The 14790-nt window shown below is 58.2% G+C and carries 14 protein-coding genes; 10 read left to right on the top strand and 4 right to left on the bottom strand.

The features are described from left to right. The first annotated feature begins 4 nt into the window (after nucleotides 1-4). The 5 genes from mnmA to QPL96_RS07655 all read left to right on the top strand — a co-directional run bounded on the left by mnmA (nucleotide 5) and on the right by QPL96_RS07655 (nucleotide 5646). The gene (mnmA, locus tag QPL96_RS07675; RefSeq protein ID WP_303286794.1) at nucleotides 5-1192 is read left to right on the top strand and encodes a tRNA 2-thiouridine(34) synthase MnmA; all 1188 of its coding nucleotides are present in this window, start codon (nucleotides 5-7) and stop codon (nucleotides 1190-1192) included. Further along, entirely contained in the window at nucleotides 1189-1833 is a 645-nt protein-coding gene (gene hflD, locus QPL96_RS07670; RefSeq protein WP_303286793.1) for a high frequency lysogenization protein HflD, read from the top strand. The genes mnmA and hflD overlap by 4 nt, the downstream gene beginning before the upstream one ends. Before the next feature lie 89 nt (nucleotides 1834-1922). Then, complete coding sequence (gene purB, locus QPL96_RS07665) at nucleotides 1923-3290, top strand: adenylosuccinate lyase (RefSeq protein ID WP_303286792.1); 1368 nt, start codon at nucleotides 1923-1925, stop codon at nucleotides 3288-3290. Between the two features lie 16 nt (nucleotides 3291-3306). Continuing rightward, complete coding sequence (locus QPL96_RS07660) at nucleotides 3307-4458, top strand: cupin domain-containing protein (RefSeq protein ID WP_303286791.1); 1152 nt, start codon at nucleotides 3307-3309, stop codon at nucleotides 4456-4458. A gap of 222 nt (nucleotides 4459-4680) precedes the next feature. Beyond that, a complete protein-coding gene (locus tag QPL96_RS07655; protein WP_303286790.1) occupies nucleotides 4681-5646 on the top strand; it encodes a GNAT family N-acetyltransferase in 966 nt (321 codons plus the stop codon). On the opposite strand, the gene QPL96_RS07650 is transcribed toward QPL96_RS07655, so the two are convergent. Then, entirely contained in the window at nucleotides 5635-6645 is a 1011-nt protein-coding gene (locus tag QPL96_RS07650) for a LysR family transcriptional regulator (RefSeq protein WP_303286789.1), read from the bottom strand. The two genes, QPL96_RS07655 and QPL96_RS07650, sit on opposite strands and share 12 nt — an antisense overlap. Nucleotides 6646-6883: 238 nt before the next feature. Here QPL96_RS07650 and QPL96_RS07645 point away from each other — a divergent pair, with 238 nt between their 5' ends. Beyond that, entirely contained in the window at nucleotides 6884-7654 is a 771-nt protein-coding gene (locus QPL96_RS07645; RefSeq protein WP_303286788.1) for a hypothetical protein, read from the top strand. Nucleotides 7655-7710: 56 nt separating this feature from the next. After that, a complete protein-coding gene (locus tag QPL96_RS07640) occupies nucleotides 7711-9738 on the top strand; it encodes an ATP-binding protein (protein ID WP_303286786.1) in 2028 nt (675 codons plus the stop codon). On the opposite strand, the gene QPL96_RS07635 is transcribed toward QPL96_RS07640, so the two are convergent. Both QPL96_RS07635 and QPL96_RS07630 read right to left on the bottom strand, forming a co-directional pair. Beyond that, entirely contained in the window at nucleotides 9689-10168 is a 480-nt protein-coding gene (locus tag QPL96_RS07635) for a MarR family winged helix-turn-helix transcriptional regulator (protein ID WP_303286784.1), read from the bottom strand. The genes QPL96_RS07640 and QPL96_RS07635 overlap by 50 nt on opposite strands. Further along, nucleotides 10165-10656, bottom strand: coding sequence for a glutathione peroxidase (locus tag QPL96_RS07630; protein ID WP_303286782.1), 492 nt, complete (start codon nucleotides 10654-10656; stop codon nucleotides 10165-10167). The genes QPL96_RS07635 and QPL96_RS07630 overlap by 4 nt, the downstream gene beginning before the upstream one ends. Before the next feature lie 254 nt (nucleotides 10657-10910). Here QPL96_RS07630 and QPL96_RS07625 point away from each other — a divergent pair, with 254 nt between their 5' ends. From QPL96_RS07625 to htpX, 3 genes are all read left to right on the top strand, one after another. Continuing rightward, nucleotides 10911-12125 (top strand): pyridoxal phosphate-dependent aminotransferase, encoded by a 1215-nt coding sequence (locus tag QPL96_RS07625; protein ID WP_303286780.1) that lies wholly within the window; start codon nucleotides 10911-10913, stop codon nucleotides 12123-12125. Between the two features lie 11 nt (nucleotides 12126-12136). Beyond that, nucleotides 12137-12607, top strand: a complete 471-nt coding sequence (locus tag QPL96_RS07620) for a hypothetical protein (RefSeq protein ID WP_303286779.1) — start codon at nucleotides 12137-12139, stop codon at nucleotides 12605-12607. Nucleotides 12608-12697: 90 nt separating this feature from the next. Next, nucleotides 12698-13579 (top strand): protease HtpX, encoded by an 882-nt coding sequence (htpX, locus tag QPL96_RS07615; protein WP_303286777.1) that lies wholly within the window; start codon nucleotides 12698-12700, stop codon nucleotides 13577-13579. Nucleotides 13580-13630: 51 nt separating this feature from the next. Here the strand turns inward: htpX and pdxB are convergent, their stop codons facing one another. Continuing rightward, complete coding sequence (gene pdxB, locus QPL96_RS07610; protein ID WP_303286775.1) at nucleotides 13631-14779, bottom strand: 4-phosphoerythronate dehydrogenase PdxB; 1149 nt, start codon at nucleotides 14777-14779, stop codon at nucleotides 13631-13633. Nucleotides 14780-14790 lie beyond the last annotated feature (11 nt).

Below are 14790 nucleotides of genomic sequence, written 5' to 3'. Positions count from 1 at the left end.
TGTAATGACCAACGCACCTGAAGCTCATTCTGCAACCAGCCCATGCAACACCCGCGTGATCGTCGGCATGTCCGGCGGTGTGGATTCTTCCGTGGCCGCCTGGCTGCTCAAGGATCAGGGTTATCAGGTTGAAGGCCTGTTCATGAAGAACTGGGATGAGGATGACGGCACCGAATACTGCACCGCCATGACCGACCTGGCGGACGCCCGGGCCGTTGCCGATGCCATCGGCATCAAACTGCATACTGCCAGCTTCGCCGCCGAGTACTGGGATCGGGTATTCGAACACTTCCTGTCGGAATACCAGGCCGGCCGCACGCCGAACCCCGACATTCTGTGCAACAAGGAAGTCAAATTCCGCGCTTTTCTGGACTACGCCATCACCCTGGGTGCTGACTATATTGCCACCGGCCACTACGCCCGCCAGCGCCCGATTGCCGGCACCCGGGGCAAGGCCCGGTTGCTGAAGGGCCTGGACCCGAACAAGGATCAGAGTTATTTCCTGCACGCGGTCTCAGGCGACCGCATCGCACGGACCCTGTTCCCCGTGGGCGAACTCGAGAAACCGGAAGTGCGCCGGATTGCCGGGCAGCAGGGTTTCGTGACCCACGACAAGAAAGACTCCACAGGCATCTGTTTTATCGGTGAGCGCAAATTCCGGGACTTCCTGAAACAGTACCTGCCCGCCCAGCCCGGCGATATCGAAACACCGGATGGCCGGAAGATCGGCCGCCATCAGGGCCTGATGTACCATACCATTGGCCAGCGCCAGGGCCTCGGCATCGGCGGCCTCAGTGAATTTGGCGATGAGCCCTGGTATGTGGCGGAAAAGGACCTCAGTCGCAATGTGCTCATTGCCGTTCAGGGCAAGCTCCATCCCCTGCTGTTCTCCCGGGGCCTGGTAACCGGTCCGATTGACTGGGTCGCCGGCCAGCCTCCCTCAGAATCCTTCCGCTGCAAGGCGAAGACCCGCTACCGGCAGCCGGATCAGGACTGCCAGGTTTCTGTCATTGACGGTGGCTTGCGGGTCGATTTTGCGGACGCCCAACGGGCCGTCACGCCGGGACAATCGGTTGTCCTCTACGACGGCGAGGTGTGTCTCGGCGGTGGTGTCATTGAGGAAACCTGGCGTGATGGCAAGCCCCTGCCGGCCCGCCTGACCGGTTCCCGGGCTCAGGAAGAATCCGTATGAGCCGTTCCCTGAAAGACCAGACCCTGGCCCTGGCCGGGGTTTTCCAGGCCGCCAACCTGGTTCAGCAGATTGCCCACGGCGGCCAGTGTAACCAGGCCAGTCTGGAAACGTCCATACGCTCCCTGTTTGCCACGAATCCGGAGAACACCCTGGATGTTTACGGCGGTGAACTCCGGGATATTCGGGAGGGCCTGGTAACGCTTTCCTCTGTGCTCAGCGAGCAGAGCAAGCAGCAGGATATTGAAGTCCTGCGCTATGCCCTGAATCTCATTCAGCTGGAATCCAGGCTGAACCGCCGGTCAGACATGCTGGACGTCATCGGCAGCAGGATCGACCAGGCGCGGCACACCGCCAGCCACTTCGGCTATACCCACCCCAACCTGATCAGCAACCTGGCCTCGGTATACGCAGACACCATCAGCACTTTCCGGATGCGCATCCAGGTGAGCGGCAACCCCTCGGTCCTGCAACAGGATGAGAACGCCGCGAAGGTTCGGGCTCTTCTGCTGGCGGGTATTCGGTCGGCGGTGCTCTGGCGCCAGACCGGCGGGCGCCGCTGGCAACTGATTTTTTCCCGCAAGAAGGTCATCCTGTTGACCCGGAAACTGGCCGAGGAAGCGAATCTCTCCCTGTACCACTGACAGCGCTGATTCAGTGCCTGCGCTGGTGTATGATGTGCACCCCCTGATTTTCTTTTGACACGATTCTTTGATGACTTGAGAGGTATTCGATGGAACTCACCGCCCTGACCGCCATTTCCCCGGTCGATGGACGCTATGCCAGCAAGGTCAGCGTCTTCCGTGAAATCTTCAGTGAATATGGCCTGATCAGGAACCGCGTGACCGTCGAGATCCGGTGGCTGCAGAAACTGGCCGCGCACCCCGGCGTAACCGAAGTGCCTGCTTTTTCCACTGAAGCCAATGCCGTACTCGACCGCATCGTGAGCGAATTCAGCCTGGAGGACGCCGAGCGCATTAAGGAAATCGAACGCACCACCAATCACGATGTGAAAGCGGTGGAGTATTTCATCAAGGACAAAATCGCCAGCGTTCCGGAACTGCATGCGGTGACCGAGTTTGTCCACTTTGCCTGCACCTCGGAAGACATCAACAACCTGTCCCACGCACTCATGCTCCGGGAAGGTCTGGACCAAGGCATGCTGCCGGCCATGGAACGGGTTGTCGACAAGCTGGCTCAACTGGCCCACGACCACGCCAAACAGCCCATGCTGTCCCGCACCCATGGGCAAACCGCTTCACCCACAACCGTAGGCAAGGAGCTGGCCAATGTGGTCTACCGGTTACGCCGGCAAGTCAAACAGATTCGGGAAACCGAGCTGCTGGGCAAGATCAACGGCGCGGTCGGCAACTACAACGCCCATATTTCAGCCTACCCCGACATTGACTGGGCGCTGACTGCCCGGGAATTCATCGAGAGCCTCGGCCTTGACTGGAACCCCTACACCACCCAGATCGAGCCACACGATTACATCGCCGAGCTGTACGATGCCGTCGCCCGTTTCAACACCATTCTGATCGACCTGGACCGGGACATCTGGGGCTATATTTCACTCGGTTACTTCAAGCAGAAGACCGTGGAAGGCGAAGTGGGTTCGTCCACCATGCCCCACAAGGTCAACCCCATCGACTTCGAGAACTCCGAAGGCAACCTGGGTATCGCCAATGCCCTGTTCAGCCACCTCTCCGCCAAACTGCCTGTTTCCCGCTGGCAGCGGGACCTGACCGACTCCACCGTGCTCCGCAACCTGGGGGTTGGTTTTGCCCACAGCCTGATCGCCTATGAGGCCAGCCTCAAGGGACTGGGCAAGCTGGAAATCAACCCGGCCCGTCTTGATGACGACCTTCACCAGGCCTGGGAAGTGCTCGCTGAGCCGATCCAGACCGTGATGCGCCGCTACAACATCGAAAAGCCCTATGAAAAGCTCAAGGCATTGACCCGCGGCAAGGCAATGACCCCGGAAGTCATCAAGAATTTCGTTGAGAGCCTTGAGATTCCGGAGCAAGCCAAGGCGGAACTGATGGCGCTGACGCCAGGCAGTTACATCGGCAACGCGGTCGATCAGGCACAGAACATCTGAAACCGGGAGCACACCCATGGACATGCTTGGCGGACTGACACCCTGTGAATTTCTCCGGGACTACTGGCAGAAGAAGCCCCTGGTCATCCGTCAGGCGTTTCCAGGTTTCCGGTGCCCGGTCGATGCCGATGAGCTCGCGGGCCTTGCCTGCGAGGAAGGCGTGGAGTCCCGGATTGTCATTGAAAACGACGACGGCAAACCCTGGCAACTCCATAATGGCCCCTTCTCGCCGGACCGGTTCAGCACTCTGCCCGAGCAGGACTGGACCCTGCTGGTTCAGGGGCTGGACCACTGGGTGCCGGACATCGCTGATCTGCTGGAACACTTCCGTTTTATCCCCAACTGGCGCCTGGATGACATCATGGCCAGTTACGCCCCCAAGGGCGGCAGCGTTGGCCCTCACTACGACCAGTATGATGTCTTTCTGCTTCAGGCTCAGGGCCACCGGCGCTGGACCTTTGGCGGCCACTGCGACCACGCCTCTCCGCAGGTGGAAGGCACCCCACTGCGGATTCTGAGCAGTTGGGATGGCGAAGAAACCGTCACCCTGTCCCCCGGCGACATGCTGTACCTGCCGCCAGGCATCGGACACCATGGTATTGCCGAGGACGACTGCATCACCCTGTCAGTGGGTTTCCGGGCGCCGACCATCGACGACATTCTTACCGGGTTCACCGACTTTCTGTGCAGCCAGTCCGATGCCGCCGACCATCTGAACGACCCGGACCTGCAAATCCAGGACAACCCCGGCACCATTCAACCCGATACGGTTGACCGTCTGGAGAATGTTATCCGGGAAAAGCTTGGGGACCGCCGGCAACTGGCCCTCTGGTTCGGCCAGCACTCGACGGCACCCAAGAGCATGGACATTGTTGTGCCGGCCGAGGAGCCTGCATCCGCAGAGGGTATTGCCGAGGCAATCCACGCTGGCGAGCAGATGCGCTGGAACGAAGGTTCCCGCTTTGCCTATTACGATTTTGCCAGTGAGACTGCCCTGTTTGTTGATGGCGAACAGTTCCTGCTCAAGGGCGACGCCCGCCCCCTCGCTCCATTGCTGTGCGCCGCGGCCCGCATCGACATGGCTGCACTGGTTCGTTTTGCCAAAGATGAAGCGTTGCTTGGGCTTCTGACCACACTCTATAATCAGGGCTCTGTTTACTTCGAATAGACTCAGTCGATTGAGTTATCGGTGAGCGGGTGAGCCCTGATAAAACACGCTGTGAATACGTCCATGTACGCTCGGCCCCGCCCTTTAGCGCTTATCGCTCCTGCGTCGCGCTAAAGGTCCGGGGCAAGCCGTCCATGGCTTTCCCGTGAAGTGCTTTGCACTTCACCCATGGCTCCGCACGGTTTTATCAGGGCTCACCCGCTCACCTTGTCAGGCATCATCATGAATATCCGGTTCAGAAAATACAGCTGGCAACTTGCTCCGGCATCAATCCGTGACATTCGTCAGCAGGTGTTCATTGACGAGCAAAAGGTCCCTCCGGAGCTGGAGTGGGATGAAACCGACGAAATTGCGGATCATTACCTGGCGGTCCTGCCCGATAACACCCCCGCTGGCGTCGCACGGCTGTTCTCGACGCTGGAGGAAACCGGCCACATTGGTCGCATGGCGATACGGCCGGAGTACCGCGGGCAGGGTATTGGCGAGGCCCTGCTGCGGCACCTGATCAATGAATCCACTGGCCGGTTTTCAGAGCTCAGGCTCTCTGCCCAGGAACACGCTATCCCCTTCTACCAGCGTTCCGGCTTTCATGTCTGCTCGGATGTCTACGACGATGCCGGCATTCCTCACTTTGATATGCGTTGCCTGGCACCGGATCTCGCGGCCGAGGCCCTTGCCGGCAAAGACCGGCCGATGATTCTGGGGAATGACACGGAGTCCTGGCTGTTTGATACCGAGGCCAGGCTCCTGGGCCTGATGGATTCCGTGGTTGGCCAGGCAGGTCAGCGAATCTGGCTTTACGACCGCCTGCTGGAACACGATCTGTACGACCGCCATCGCTTCCGGGAGTTGATCTCCGCACTCGCAAGGCGCCATCGACTCAGTGAGGTACGCCTGCTGGTTCACGATGACAAACCGCTGGTGAAGCGCCGCCACCAACTGGTCGAGCTTATGCGCCGGCTACCCAGCCGGATGGAACTGCGCCTGATCAATGAAGATTACCCGGTGGAGGATCAGCCGTTCATCCTGGCGGACCGGGAGGGCGTGGTTTACCGGCATGATTTCTACAAGCCGGAGGGTTTTGCCAGGTTCTCCGACGGTGGCCGGGTGAGACTTCTATCGGAGACTTTCCAGCGAATGTGGGATGCCGCCCGCCCCTCACTGGAATTGCGGGAATTACCGCCCTGAGTGATGGGCCTGTGGCCCACCCGGCGCTTCGAACCTGGCACCGAACGGGGCAAATTCGGCATCCACTTCACCGGCAACTTCAACGATCAACTTGCGCAGCCACTGATGGTCGGCGTTGTGTTGCAGCAACGGGCTCCAGGCCATTTTTAACTCAAAGGGCGGAATCTCGAACGGCGGCTCCTTGACGACAAGATTCGGATTGTCCCTCTGCAGCCAAGCGGCACGGGAGGGTAATGTGGCAATCAGGTCATGCTGCTCAGCAAGCAGCATTGCCACCTGATAATGCCGTGTGAAGACGGAAATCTGGCGCTTGCGCCCCATCCTGGACAGGGCTTCGTCAACCCAGCCGAGGCGCTGGACATCCTTCGGGTTAACACCCACGCCGACACCAAAGCCGGTCTTGCTGACCCAGATGTGACTGGCATCCAGATAGGTATCGAGCGTAAACGGCTCCCTGAGCATCGGATTACGGGCATTCATCAGGCAGGCGAAATATTCGGTCCAGAGAGTTTTCTGGTGGAACGACTGGGGTATCTTGTCGAACCGGTTAATGGCCATGTCCAGCCTGCCCTGCTCGACGTCGAGAAAGCTGACGTCACTTGGGGTCAGGACGTCCAGCGTCACCTGTGGCGCCTCTTGTCGAATGCGACGGAGTACGCGGGGCATCAGACAGGACTCGGCGTAATCACTGGCCATAATCCTGAACACCCGCTGGCTTTCCAGGGCCGAGAACGGCGTCTTCTCCTGCACTGCCTGCTCGATGTCTGAAAGTATCCCGCGTACCAGCGGTTGAAGCTCCCGAGCGCGCTCCGTGGCGGTCATACCTTCACTGGTTCTCACCAGCAATGGATCGCTGAACAGATCACGCAACCGCCTCAACCCATTGCTCATGGCAGGCTGGGTAATGCCCAGGTGGTTGGCCGCCTTGGTTACATTCTGCTCGCGCAGGAGCACATCCAGATAAACGAGCAGGTTCAGATCAACACGGGAAATATCCACAGACAACTCCGGAACGCCATCATAACGGGGTAAAAGAACCTTCATTCACGGGGACAATATACCGGATACGGAAGATTCACGTAATCAATGTACAACACGAACTTTCACATTTGAAAACGGATTCAGCGCCGTATTTCTGCTAATCTTCCGGATACTTTCTGAATAATATCGGTATTTTGAGGCAGGGCCCGCATTCCCGCCGTCCGTTGATCCTGAAGCCGGAGTCGTTACTGAAAAAATGGATACCACTACGATCATCCTTGTGCTGGCTGCCATCGTTACCGTCTCGATTGTCATTATCGTGATCAGCCAGATGCGAGAGCGCGCCCGAATCGAGCGGGCCCGGAAAATCACCGCCCAGGAGGACGCGTACAACCGCGCCTTTCGGCTGCTCTCGGAGATCCCCGGCCAGTACCTGACCGCCGACCTTAAGCTCCTGCTGATCAAACGCATGGAAGACGCGTGCAACGAACTTGCGGGGCTTAAGTCCAGCCTCCCGGTTAAACAGTGGCAGGATTCGGCAACCGACCTGAAAAAGCAGGTCATGGAAAAACGTGACACCACCGTGCCGGTAAAGATCGATTCCCCGGAAAAATCCAATTACGTCAAGGAATTGCTCCAGAATCTGTTCAAAATGATTGAGGCAATGCATAAAAGCGGGCGGATTGACGCTGGCACTGCCAAGAAGAACCTCAGGTATGTCCTGTTTCTGGTTCACAAGACCCACGCGGACCTGCATGTGTTCCAGGCCCGGGATTATGTCCGCCAGAACCAGTTCCGCAAGGCCATCCACGCCTATCACCTGGCCAGCACCGAAATGGGCAAGTCCCGTGACAACCCCCTTGCCATGAAAGCGGTCAAGAGCTTCCGGACACGCATCAAGGAGCTGGAGGCAATGAGCGCAGACGGCAAGGATAGCAAGTACCATGAATCCCAGTCCCAGCTGGACCGGGAATGGGACACCTTCCTCCACGATGATGAGTGGAAGAAAAAGGCCGACTACGACTGACGGCACAGACCGGGTCGCAACCAGGTCTGGCCCGCCAACAGGGACAGTGCATACCCGTGAGCAAACGCTTCAACCAGCGGCTTTCCTACCGACTCACCCGTGACAGCGTACTGGTTGCCATGGCCCTGGGGCTGGTGCTCAATTTTATCCAGATCACCCTGGATTATTTTCGCGCCAGGGAATCCCTGGAAAGCGAAATCCACGCGCTGCTGGATATCAGTAACAGCCCGGCCTCCCAGATTGCCTACAACATCAACATCCGGCTGGCGGAAGAATTGCTGGATGGCCTGCTCAAACATCCGGCAGTGATCAATGCCCGAATTGTCGACAGCGAGAACGGGACCATGGCGGCTTCTGGCAAAAGCAGCCCTACGTCGCCCTACCGCTGGGCCAGCGACCTTCTGTTCGGCTCATACCGGGTGTTCAGGCAGGAACTGAGAGTACCTCGGCTTGAGGATCTGCCCCTCGGAGAACTCGTTCTCACCATCGATACCTTCCACTATGGCGCTCAGTTTCTTGAACGAGCCGGCTACACTCTCATGAGCGGGCTATTCAAAAGCCTTATCCTGTCCGCCGCGCTGCTTCTGATTTTCTATTTCGTGCTCACCCGACCCATGCTCAATGTCATCAACGCCCTCGTCCAGGTGCGCGCGAATTCTCCGGAGAAAGTCAGGTTACCGGTACCACACAACCACCGGGAAGACGAGATCGGAACCATGGTTGGCATCATCAACCAGCACCTTGAAACCATGGATACCAGCCTGGCACAACTCCGGCATGCCGAGAGCGCCATGAAACACTACTCCACTCAGCTTGAGCAGGAAGTTGCAGACCGTACCCGTGAAATCTCCGAGAAAAACCAGGCCCTGCAACGGGGTAACCGCGCCCTGGTGAAAGCCAAGGAAGACGCCGTACGCCGCGCCCGGGCGAGAGCCAGTTTCCTGGCCAACATGAGCCACGAGATCCGTACTTCCCTGAATGGCGTTCTGGGGTTGCTTGCACTGGCATTGGAGGGAGATCTTGATCCCGCTGAACGCAACCGGCTAGAGATCGCCCTGAGTGCCGGCGAGAGCCTGCTGGAGCTTCTGAACGACATACTGGACATCTCGAAGGTTGAAGCCGGCAAGCTTCGCCTCGAAAACATCCCGTTCAGCGTCCGGCGGCTGATCGAGGAATGCGCAACGCTCCATACCCAACAAGCCCGACGCAGGAACATTTACCTGATTAACGAAACAGATCCGGACCTCCCGGAGAGTTTTCTAGGCGATCCGACCCGGCTCCGGCAGGTGCTCAACAACCTGTTGAGCAACGCCATCAAATTTACTGAACAGGGCGGCGTCCGGGTCCGGGCGGGCTATTCTGGCGGCAGTCTCAGAATCGACGTGGTAGATACCGGGGTTGGCTTGTCAAAGGAGGGCCTGCACAGGATATTCTCACCTTTCTCCCAGGCCGACGCGGACACCACGCGGCTTTATGGCGGAACCGGTCTTGGGCTGATGCTCTGCCGTCAGCTGGTGGAGCGAATGCATGGCCAGATCCTGGTGGACTCCCGGGAGGGCAGCGGCACCCACGTCACTGTTACCCTGCCGCTGGCGGTGCATGATGCCGGGCCAGCAGGCGTGGAAGTCAAGGCTTCCCCGAAAAACCGTGTTAGCATCACGCCGGAGCCATCGCAATCCGACACCGATCAGCCGCTGTCGATTCTTCTTGTCGAAGACAATCAGGTTAATCAACTGGTGGCCACGAGTCTGCTCAAAAAACTGGGGCACCGGACAGACCACGCAGAGAACGGCCAGAAAGCCATCCATGCGCTGGAACGAACGCATTATGACATGGTGCTGATGGACTGCCAGATGCCCGTGATGGACGGCTATGCGGCAACGCAACGGATACGCCAGAACCCGGACTGGAAGAACCTGCCCATTATTGCCGTTACGGCCAACGTGATGGAGGGCGACCGGGAGGGCTGCCTGGCATCAGGAATGAACGATTACATCAGCAAACCCTATAAATATGACGAGCTCAGGGCTGTGATCAATCGCTGGCGCCCACCTGCTGCTCCAGAGCACCCAGGACCCGCCTGAGTTCATCCCGGAGCGCAACCAGCCGGCCCGGTTCGACACCAATGCCGCGCAAGAGGCGCCCGGGAATCTGACCGGCCTGCTCTCGCAAGTCATGCCCTGCTTTGGTCAACGCTACCGTCACCACCCGCTCGTCATCCAGGTTCCGTTGGCGGATAACCAGCCCCCGGTCCGCCAGGCGCTTCAGCATCGGTGTCAGGGTTCCCGAGTCCAGCCGAAGCCGCGCTCCCAGATCAGAAACCCTCGTTAGCCGTCCGCTTCTTGCCTGCTCCCAAAGCACCAGCATCACCAGATACTGTGGATACGTGAGGCCAAGATCCACCAGCAGCGGACGATAGCGAGCGGTTACCGCCCGGTTTGCAACGTATAATGCGAAGCAGATCTGGTTGTCGAGACTCTGCATGTCGCCAAACGGGTCACTCTGCACGGTCATGCCGGCAGTAACTTCTCGATGTCAGCCCGAATATCCTCGGGTTTGGTTGTGGGCGGATAGCGGCGGACTACCTTGCCATCGGGGCCGACCAGGAACTTGGTGAAGTTCCATTTCACGTTTTCTGACCCCATCAGGCCTTTGGCCTCGCGCTTGAGAAACCGGAACAGTGGATGGGCGCCGTCGCCATTGACTTCAATCTTGGAGAACATCGGGAATTCAACCCCATAATTCAGGCTACAGAACTGGCTGATCGTGTCGTCATTGCCCGGATCCTGATTAAGGAACTGGTTGCAGGGAAAGCCCAGCACTTCGAACCCCTTGCTCCCCAGTTCATTATGGAGTGACTGTAGACCCTCGAATTGCGGTGTGAATCCACATTTACTGGCGGTGTTAACAATCAGGAGCACCTTTCCCTGATAGTCCGCCATGCTTTTCTCATTGCCCTGGATATCCCGTACTTCGAAGTCGTATATCGTGCTGCCAGCCATCGGACTCTCCCATGATGAATTTACCTTTTCCACATTTATATTGTGCACAATTCAGTTAAAAAAACCATGGTCCTGCAGACATTCCGGGACGCACATTTACAAAACGGTTCAGCTTTGCACTGTAAATCTGCCTGAATACGCCATAATTCATCATAATTCCCCTGTTACCGCCGGTCGTCGCTCCGCTAGAATAAAGGCCTGTCGTTTTGGCAGGCGTCATTTTCCGATCTCACAAGTAAGGAAGCCCGGGTCCCATGCAGAACTACTATAAATCCGCCAAGCTGGATAACGTGTGTTATGAAATACGTGGCGTGGTTCTGCGGGAAGCACGTCGACTGGAAGAGGAAGGCCACCGGGTCCTCAAGCTGAACATTGGCAACCCGGCCACATTTGAGCTGGACGTGCCGGAAGAAATCCAGCAGGACGTTATCTACAACATGCACCTGGCCCAGGGCTACGTGGAATCAAAGGGCCTGTTTTCCGCCCGCAAGGCGGTGATGCACTATTGCCAGCAGCGAGGTATCGACAAGGTCGATATTGACGATATCTTTCTTGGCAACGGCGTCAGCGAACTGATTGTCATGACCATGCAGGCGATGCTCAATACGGGTGATGAAGTGTTGATCCCGGCACCGGATTACCCACTCTGGACAGCGGCTGTTACCCTGTCCAGCGGCAAACCGGTGCACTATCGCTGTGACGAACAGCAGGGCTGGTTCCCGGATATTGACGATATTCGTAAAAAGATTACCCGTCGTACGCGGGCAATTGTGCTGATAAACCCGAACAACCCGACCGGTGCCGTCTACTCAAAAGAGCTGCTTGAACAGGTGATCGAGCTTGCCCGCGAGCACAACCTGATCGTTCTGTCCGACGAGATCTACGACAAGATTCTTTACGACGGCACCCAGCATGTCTCCACCGCTTCACTGGCTGACGATGTTCTGTTCTTCACCTATAACGGCCTTTCAAAGAACTACCGGGCGGCCGGTTACCGCTCAGGCTGGATGATCATCAGCGGCGCCAAACACCGCGCCAAAGACCTGACCGAGGGCATTGAGATGCTCTCCAACATGCGCCTGTGTGCCAATGTGCCAGCCCAGCTCGCCATCCAGACGGCGCTGGGCGGCTACCAGTCCATCAACGACCTGGTAGCCCCGGGCGGACGGCTCTGCGAGCAACGGGAGACAGCCTGGCGGATGCTCAACGATATTCCGGGCGTAAGCTGCGTGAAACCCCAGGGCGCGCTCTATCTGTTCCCAAAGTTGGACCCCAGGCGCTTCCCCATCGTGAATGATGAAAAGCTGGTATTGGATCTGCTGCTGCAGGAAAAAATCCTTCTGGTGCAGGGCTCGGCGTTCAATATCGACGACAGGCAGCACCTCAGGGTGGTTTTCCTGCCCCGGGAAGACACCCTGGAAGACGCCATGGGCCGGCTCGGAAACTTCCTGGGCAAATACCAGCAGTAGCGGGGCACATCATGGCGGACCTTCACGTCGAGGAATTCTACAAGGATGCCGCAGTTGCTCTTGTGCAACTTTATGGCGCCTTCCCGAGGCGGACAAACCTGTTTGTCGAAGATATTGCCGGGCCCGATGAGCCCGACGAGTTCGGCCTGCACAGCAAGCGGCACATGGCCTGCTTTGGCGCCCTGCTCTGGCTCGCCGAGGAAGGCCTGGTTCGGTATGTTGATACCATTCGCCAGGAAGCGCTGGACCAGGCGGTCCTGACACGGAGTGCGTTTATCCGCCTGAGCGCTCCGGCACCGGCGTCTCTGGCCCGGGAGCTGGGGATTGCGGATGAGGCATCCGTCAGCACCCTGCCCCCCTCGGTTCAGGACGACCTTTCCACCCATATCCACCTGGTGCGCACCGCACTCAAAACTGGGAACTCCGGCCGCATCAGCCAGGTAATGCAAGCCGTCTTCTTTGCTGACAGTGGCAATTATTAAATCAACGTAAGGACGTTGATTGATTGAACCCAAGCCCTATATATCGGTCTGAACATCGGTTTTTCGTGACAGACTGAACAGGGACCTGACATGCGCATTCTGCTGTTTCTGGCAACCAACCTTGCCGTAATCTTTGTCGCCAGCTTCACGCTGCGACTGCTGGGTGTGGACAGCTACCTGGCCCAGAACGGTATTCAGTATGGCTCGCTACTGGCTTTCGCCACCGTCTTCGGATTTGCCGGCGCCATCGTTTCCCTGCTCCTGTCGAAGCCCATGGCCAAGTGGAGCACCAAGGCGAAGGTCATTGAATCTCCACGAACACCCGCCGAGCGCTGGCTGGTCGGAACGGTCGCTGAACTGGCCAAAAACGCCGGTATCGGCATGCCTGAAGTGGCCATCTTTCCGGCGTCACAGTCGAATGCCTTCGCCACGGGATGGAACAGGAATGACGCGTTGGTGGCCGTCAGCGAAGGCCTGCTGCAACGCTTCAACAAAGATGAGATCCGGGCAGTACTTGGCCACGAAATCGGCCACGTGGCCAATGGTGATATGGTGACCCTGGCGCTGATTCAGGGGGTGGTGAACACCTTCGTGATATTTGCGTCACGGGTGATTGGCTCCTTCGTTGACCGTGTGGTGTTCAGGAATGAGAGCGGCCATGGACTCGGTTTTTTCGCCGTCAGTATCCTGGCGGAAATCGTACTGGGGATCCTCGCCAGCACCATTGTGTTCTGGTTCTCGCGCCGCCGGGAGTTCCGGGCCGATATCGCCGGAGCACAACTGGCCGGGCGCTCGGCGATGATCAGTGCACTGGCGCGGCTCAGGCAGGAGAGCGAGGTCCCGGACCAGATGCCCGACACCCTGCAGGCATTCGGCATCAACCGCGGCGCCCGGGGCGGACTGAGCGCGCTCTTTATGACACACCCTCCGCTGGAAGACCGCATCCAGGCCTTGCAGAGCGCAAAGCTGTAACAGAAAACCGGGGCCCTGCTCCGGTTCTTTCTTTCCCGCCTGCACTGCCGATCAGATCTTCAGCTTGAATCCCATGGCCCGGAAACTGTCCTGCAGGGATTTACTCGTCCCCTTCAGCTGGATCTTGAGACTTGAGTATTCCCGACGCACCGGGTAGTCCCGACGAAGCCGGTCAAATGCCGCCCCTCGCTCCTCAACCGAACCGCTCATGGCGTTCCGAAGCCGGATATCGTCCCGGCGGGGATCGTAGCATGCCCTTAATGCAATGCGGATTGCATCCTCCTCCTCCACGGAGCTGGTAAAGGAAATTTTGCTGAGGGCCGGCTCCGGCAGAAACTGGCCCGCCTTTTTGCGAACCGGCAACCCAAGGAACTGGCTCAACTCCTGATAAATCATTTCCGTGCCCTCAACTTTGCCCTCCAGGCTGTGCCCGGCGATATGCGGTGTTGCCAGCCATACCTGATCAACGAGCTCAGGGTGGATTCTTGGCTCCTGCTCCCAGACATCCAGTACCACGGTGGGCGCATTGCCCCTGCCGAGGCGAGCCAGCAGTGCTGATGAGTCGATAACCCCGCCTCTGCCTGCGTTGATAAGCAATTGGCTTGCACCCAGACCATCCAGCGCCTGTTCGCCAACCATGTGGAACGTCGGATGGTTGCTCTTACGGGTTAATGGTGTGTGCAAGGTAACGACATCGCACTTCATGACCTCTTCGAGGGACACAAACTCCTGGCCTTCTTCCAGGTCCGCTCTTGGCGGATCGCAAAGCCGAACGTCAAAACCAAGACGTTCCAGTTTGCGCGCCAACTCGCCTCCAACGTGACCCACACCGACAATACCGACACTGAGCCGCGACCAGTCGGCCAGACCCCGCTTCTCCGCATAAAGCGACAGGACAGACAGCACGTACTCGGCAACGCTGTTGGCATTGCAGCCGGGCGCCGCGGAAAACCGGATGCCTTGCTGTTCGAGCCAGCCCCTGTCCACGTGATCGGTGCCAATTGTGGTCGTACCCACGAAACGCACGCGGCTGCCTGCAAGCAGCTCACGGTTTACCCGGGTAACGGACCGCACCAGCAGGACATCGGCATCGCAAACCTCACCGGCAGTCATCGAGCGGCCAGATACACGTCTGACCTCACCGATATCGCCAAAAAAGGAGTCCAGTAACGGAATGTTTTCGTCTGCTACGATCAACATAATAATATCCG

The sequence above is a fragment of the Marinobacter sp. SS8-8 genome (genome assembly GCF_030540945.1).
GTDB lineage: Bacteria > Pseudomonadota > Gammaproteobacteria > Pseudomonadales > Oleiphilaceae > Marinobacter.
Note: the sequence above shows the minus strand (reverse complement) of the source record. Positions and strands in the feature narration are given on the sequence as shown.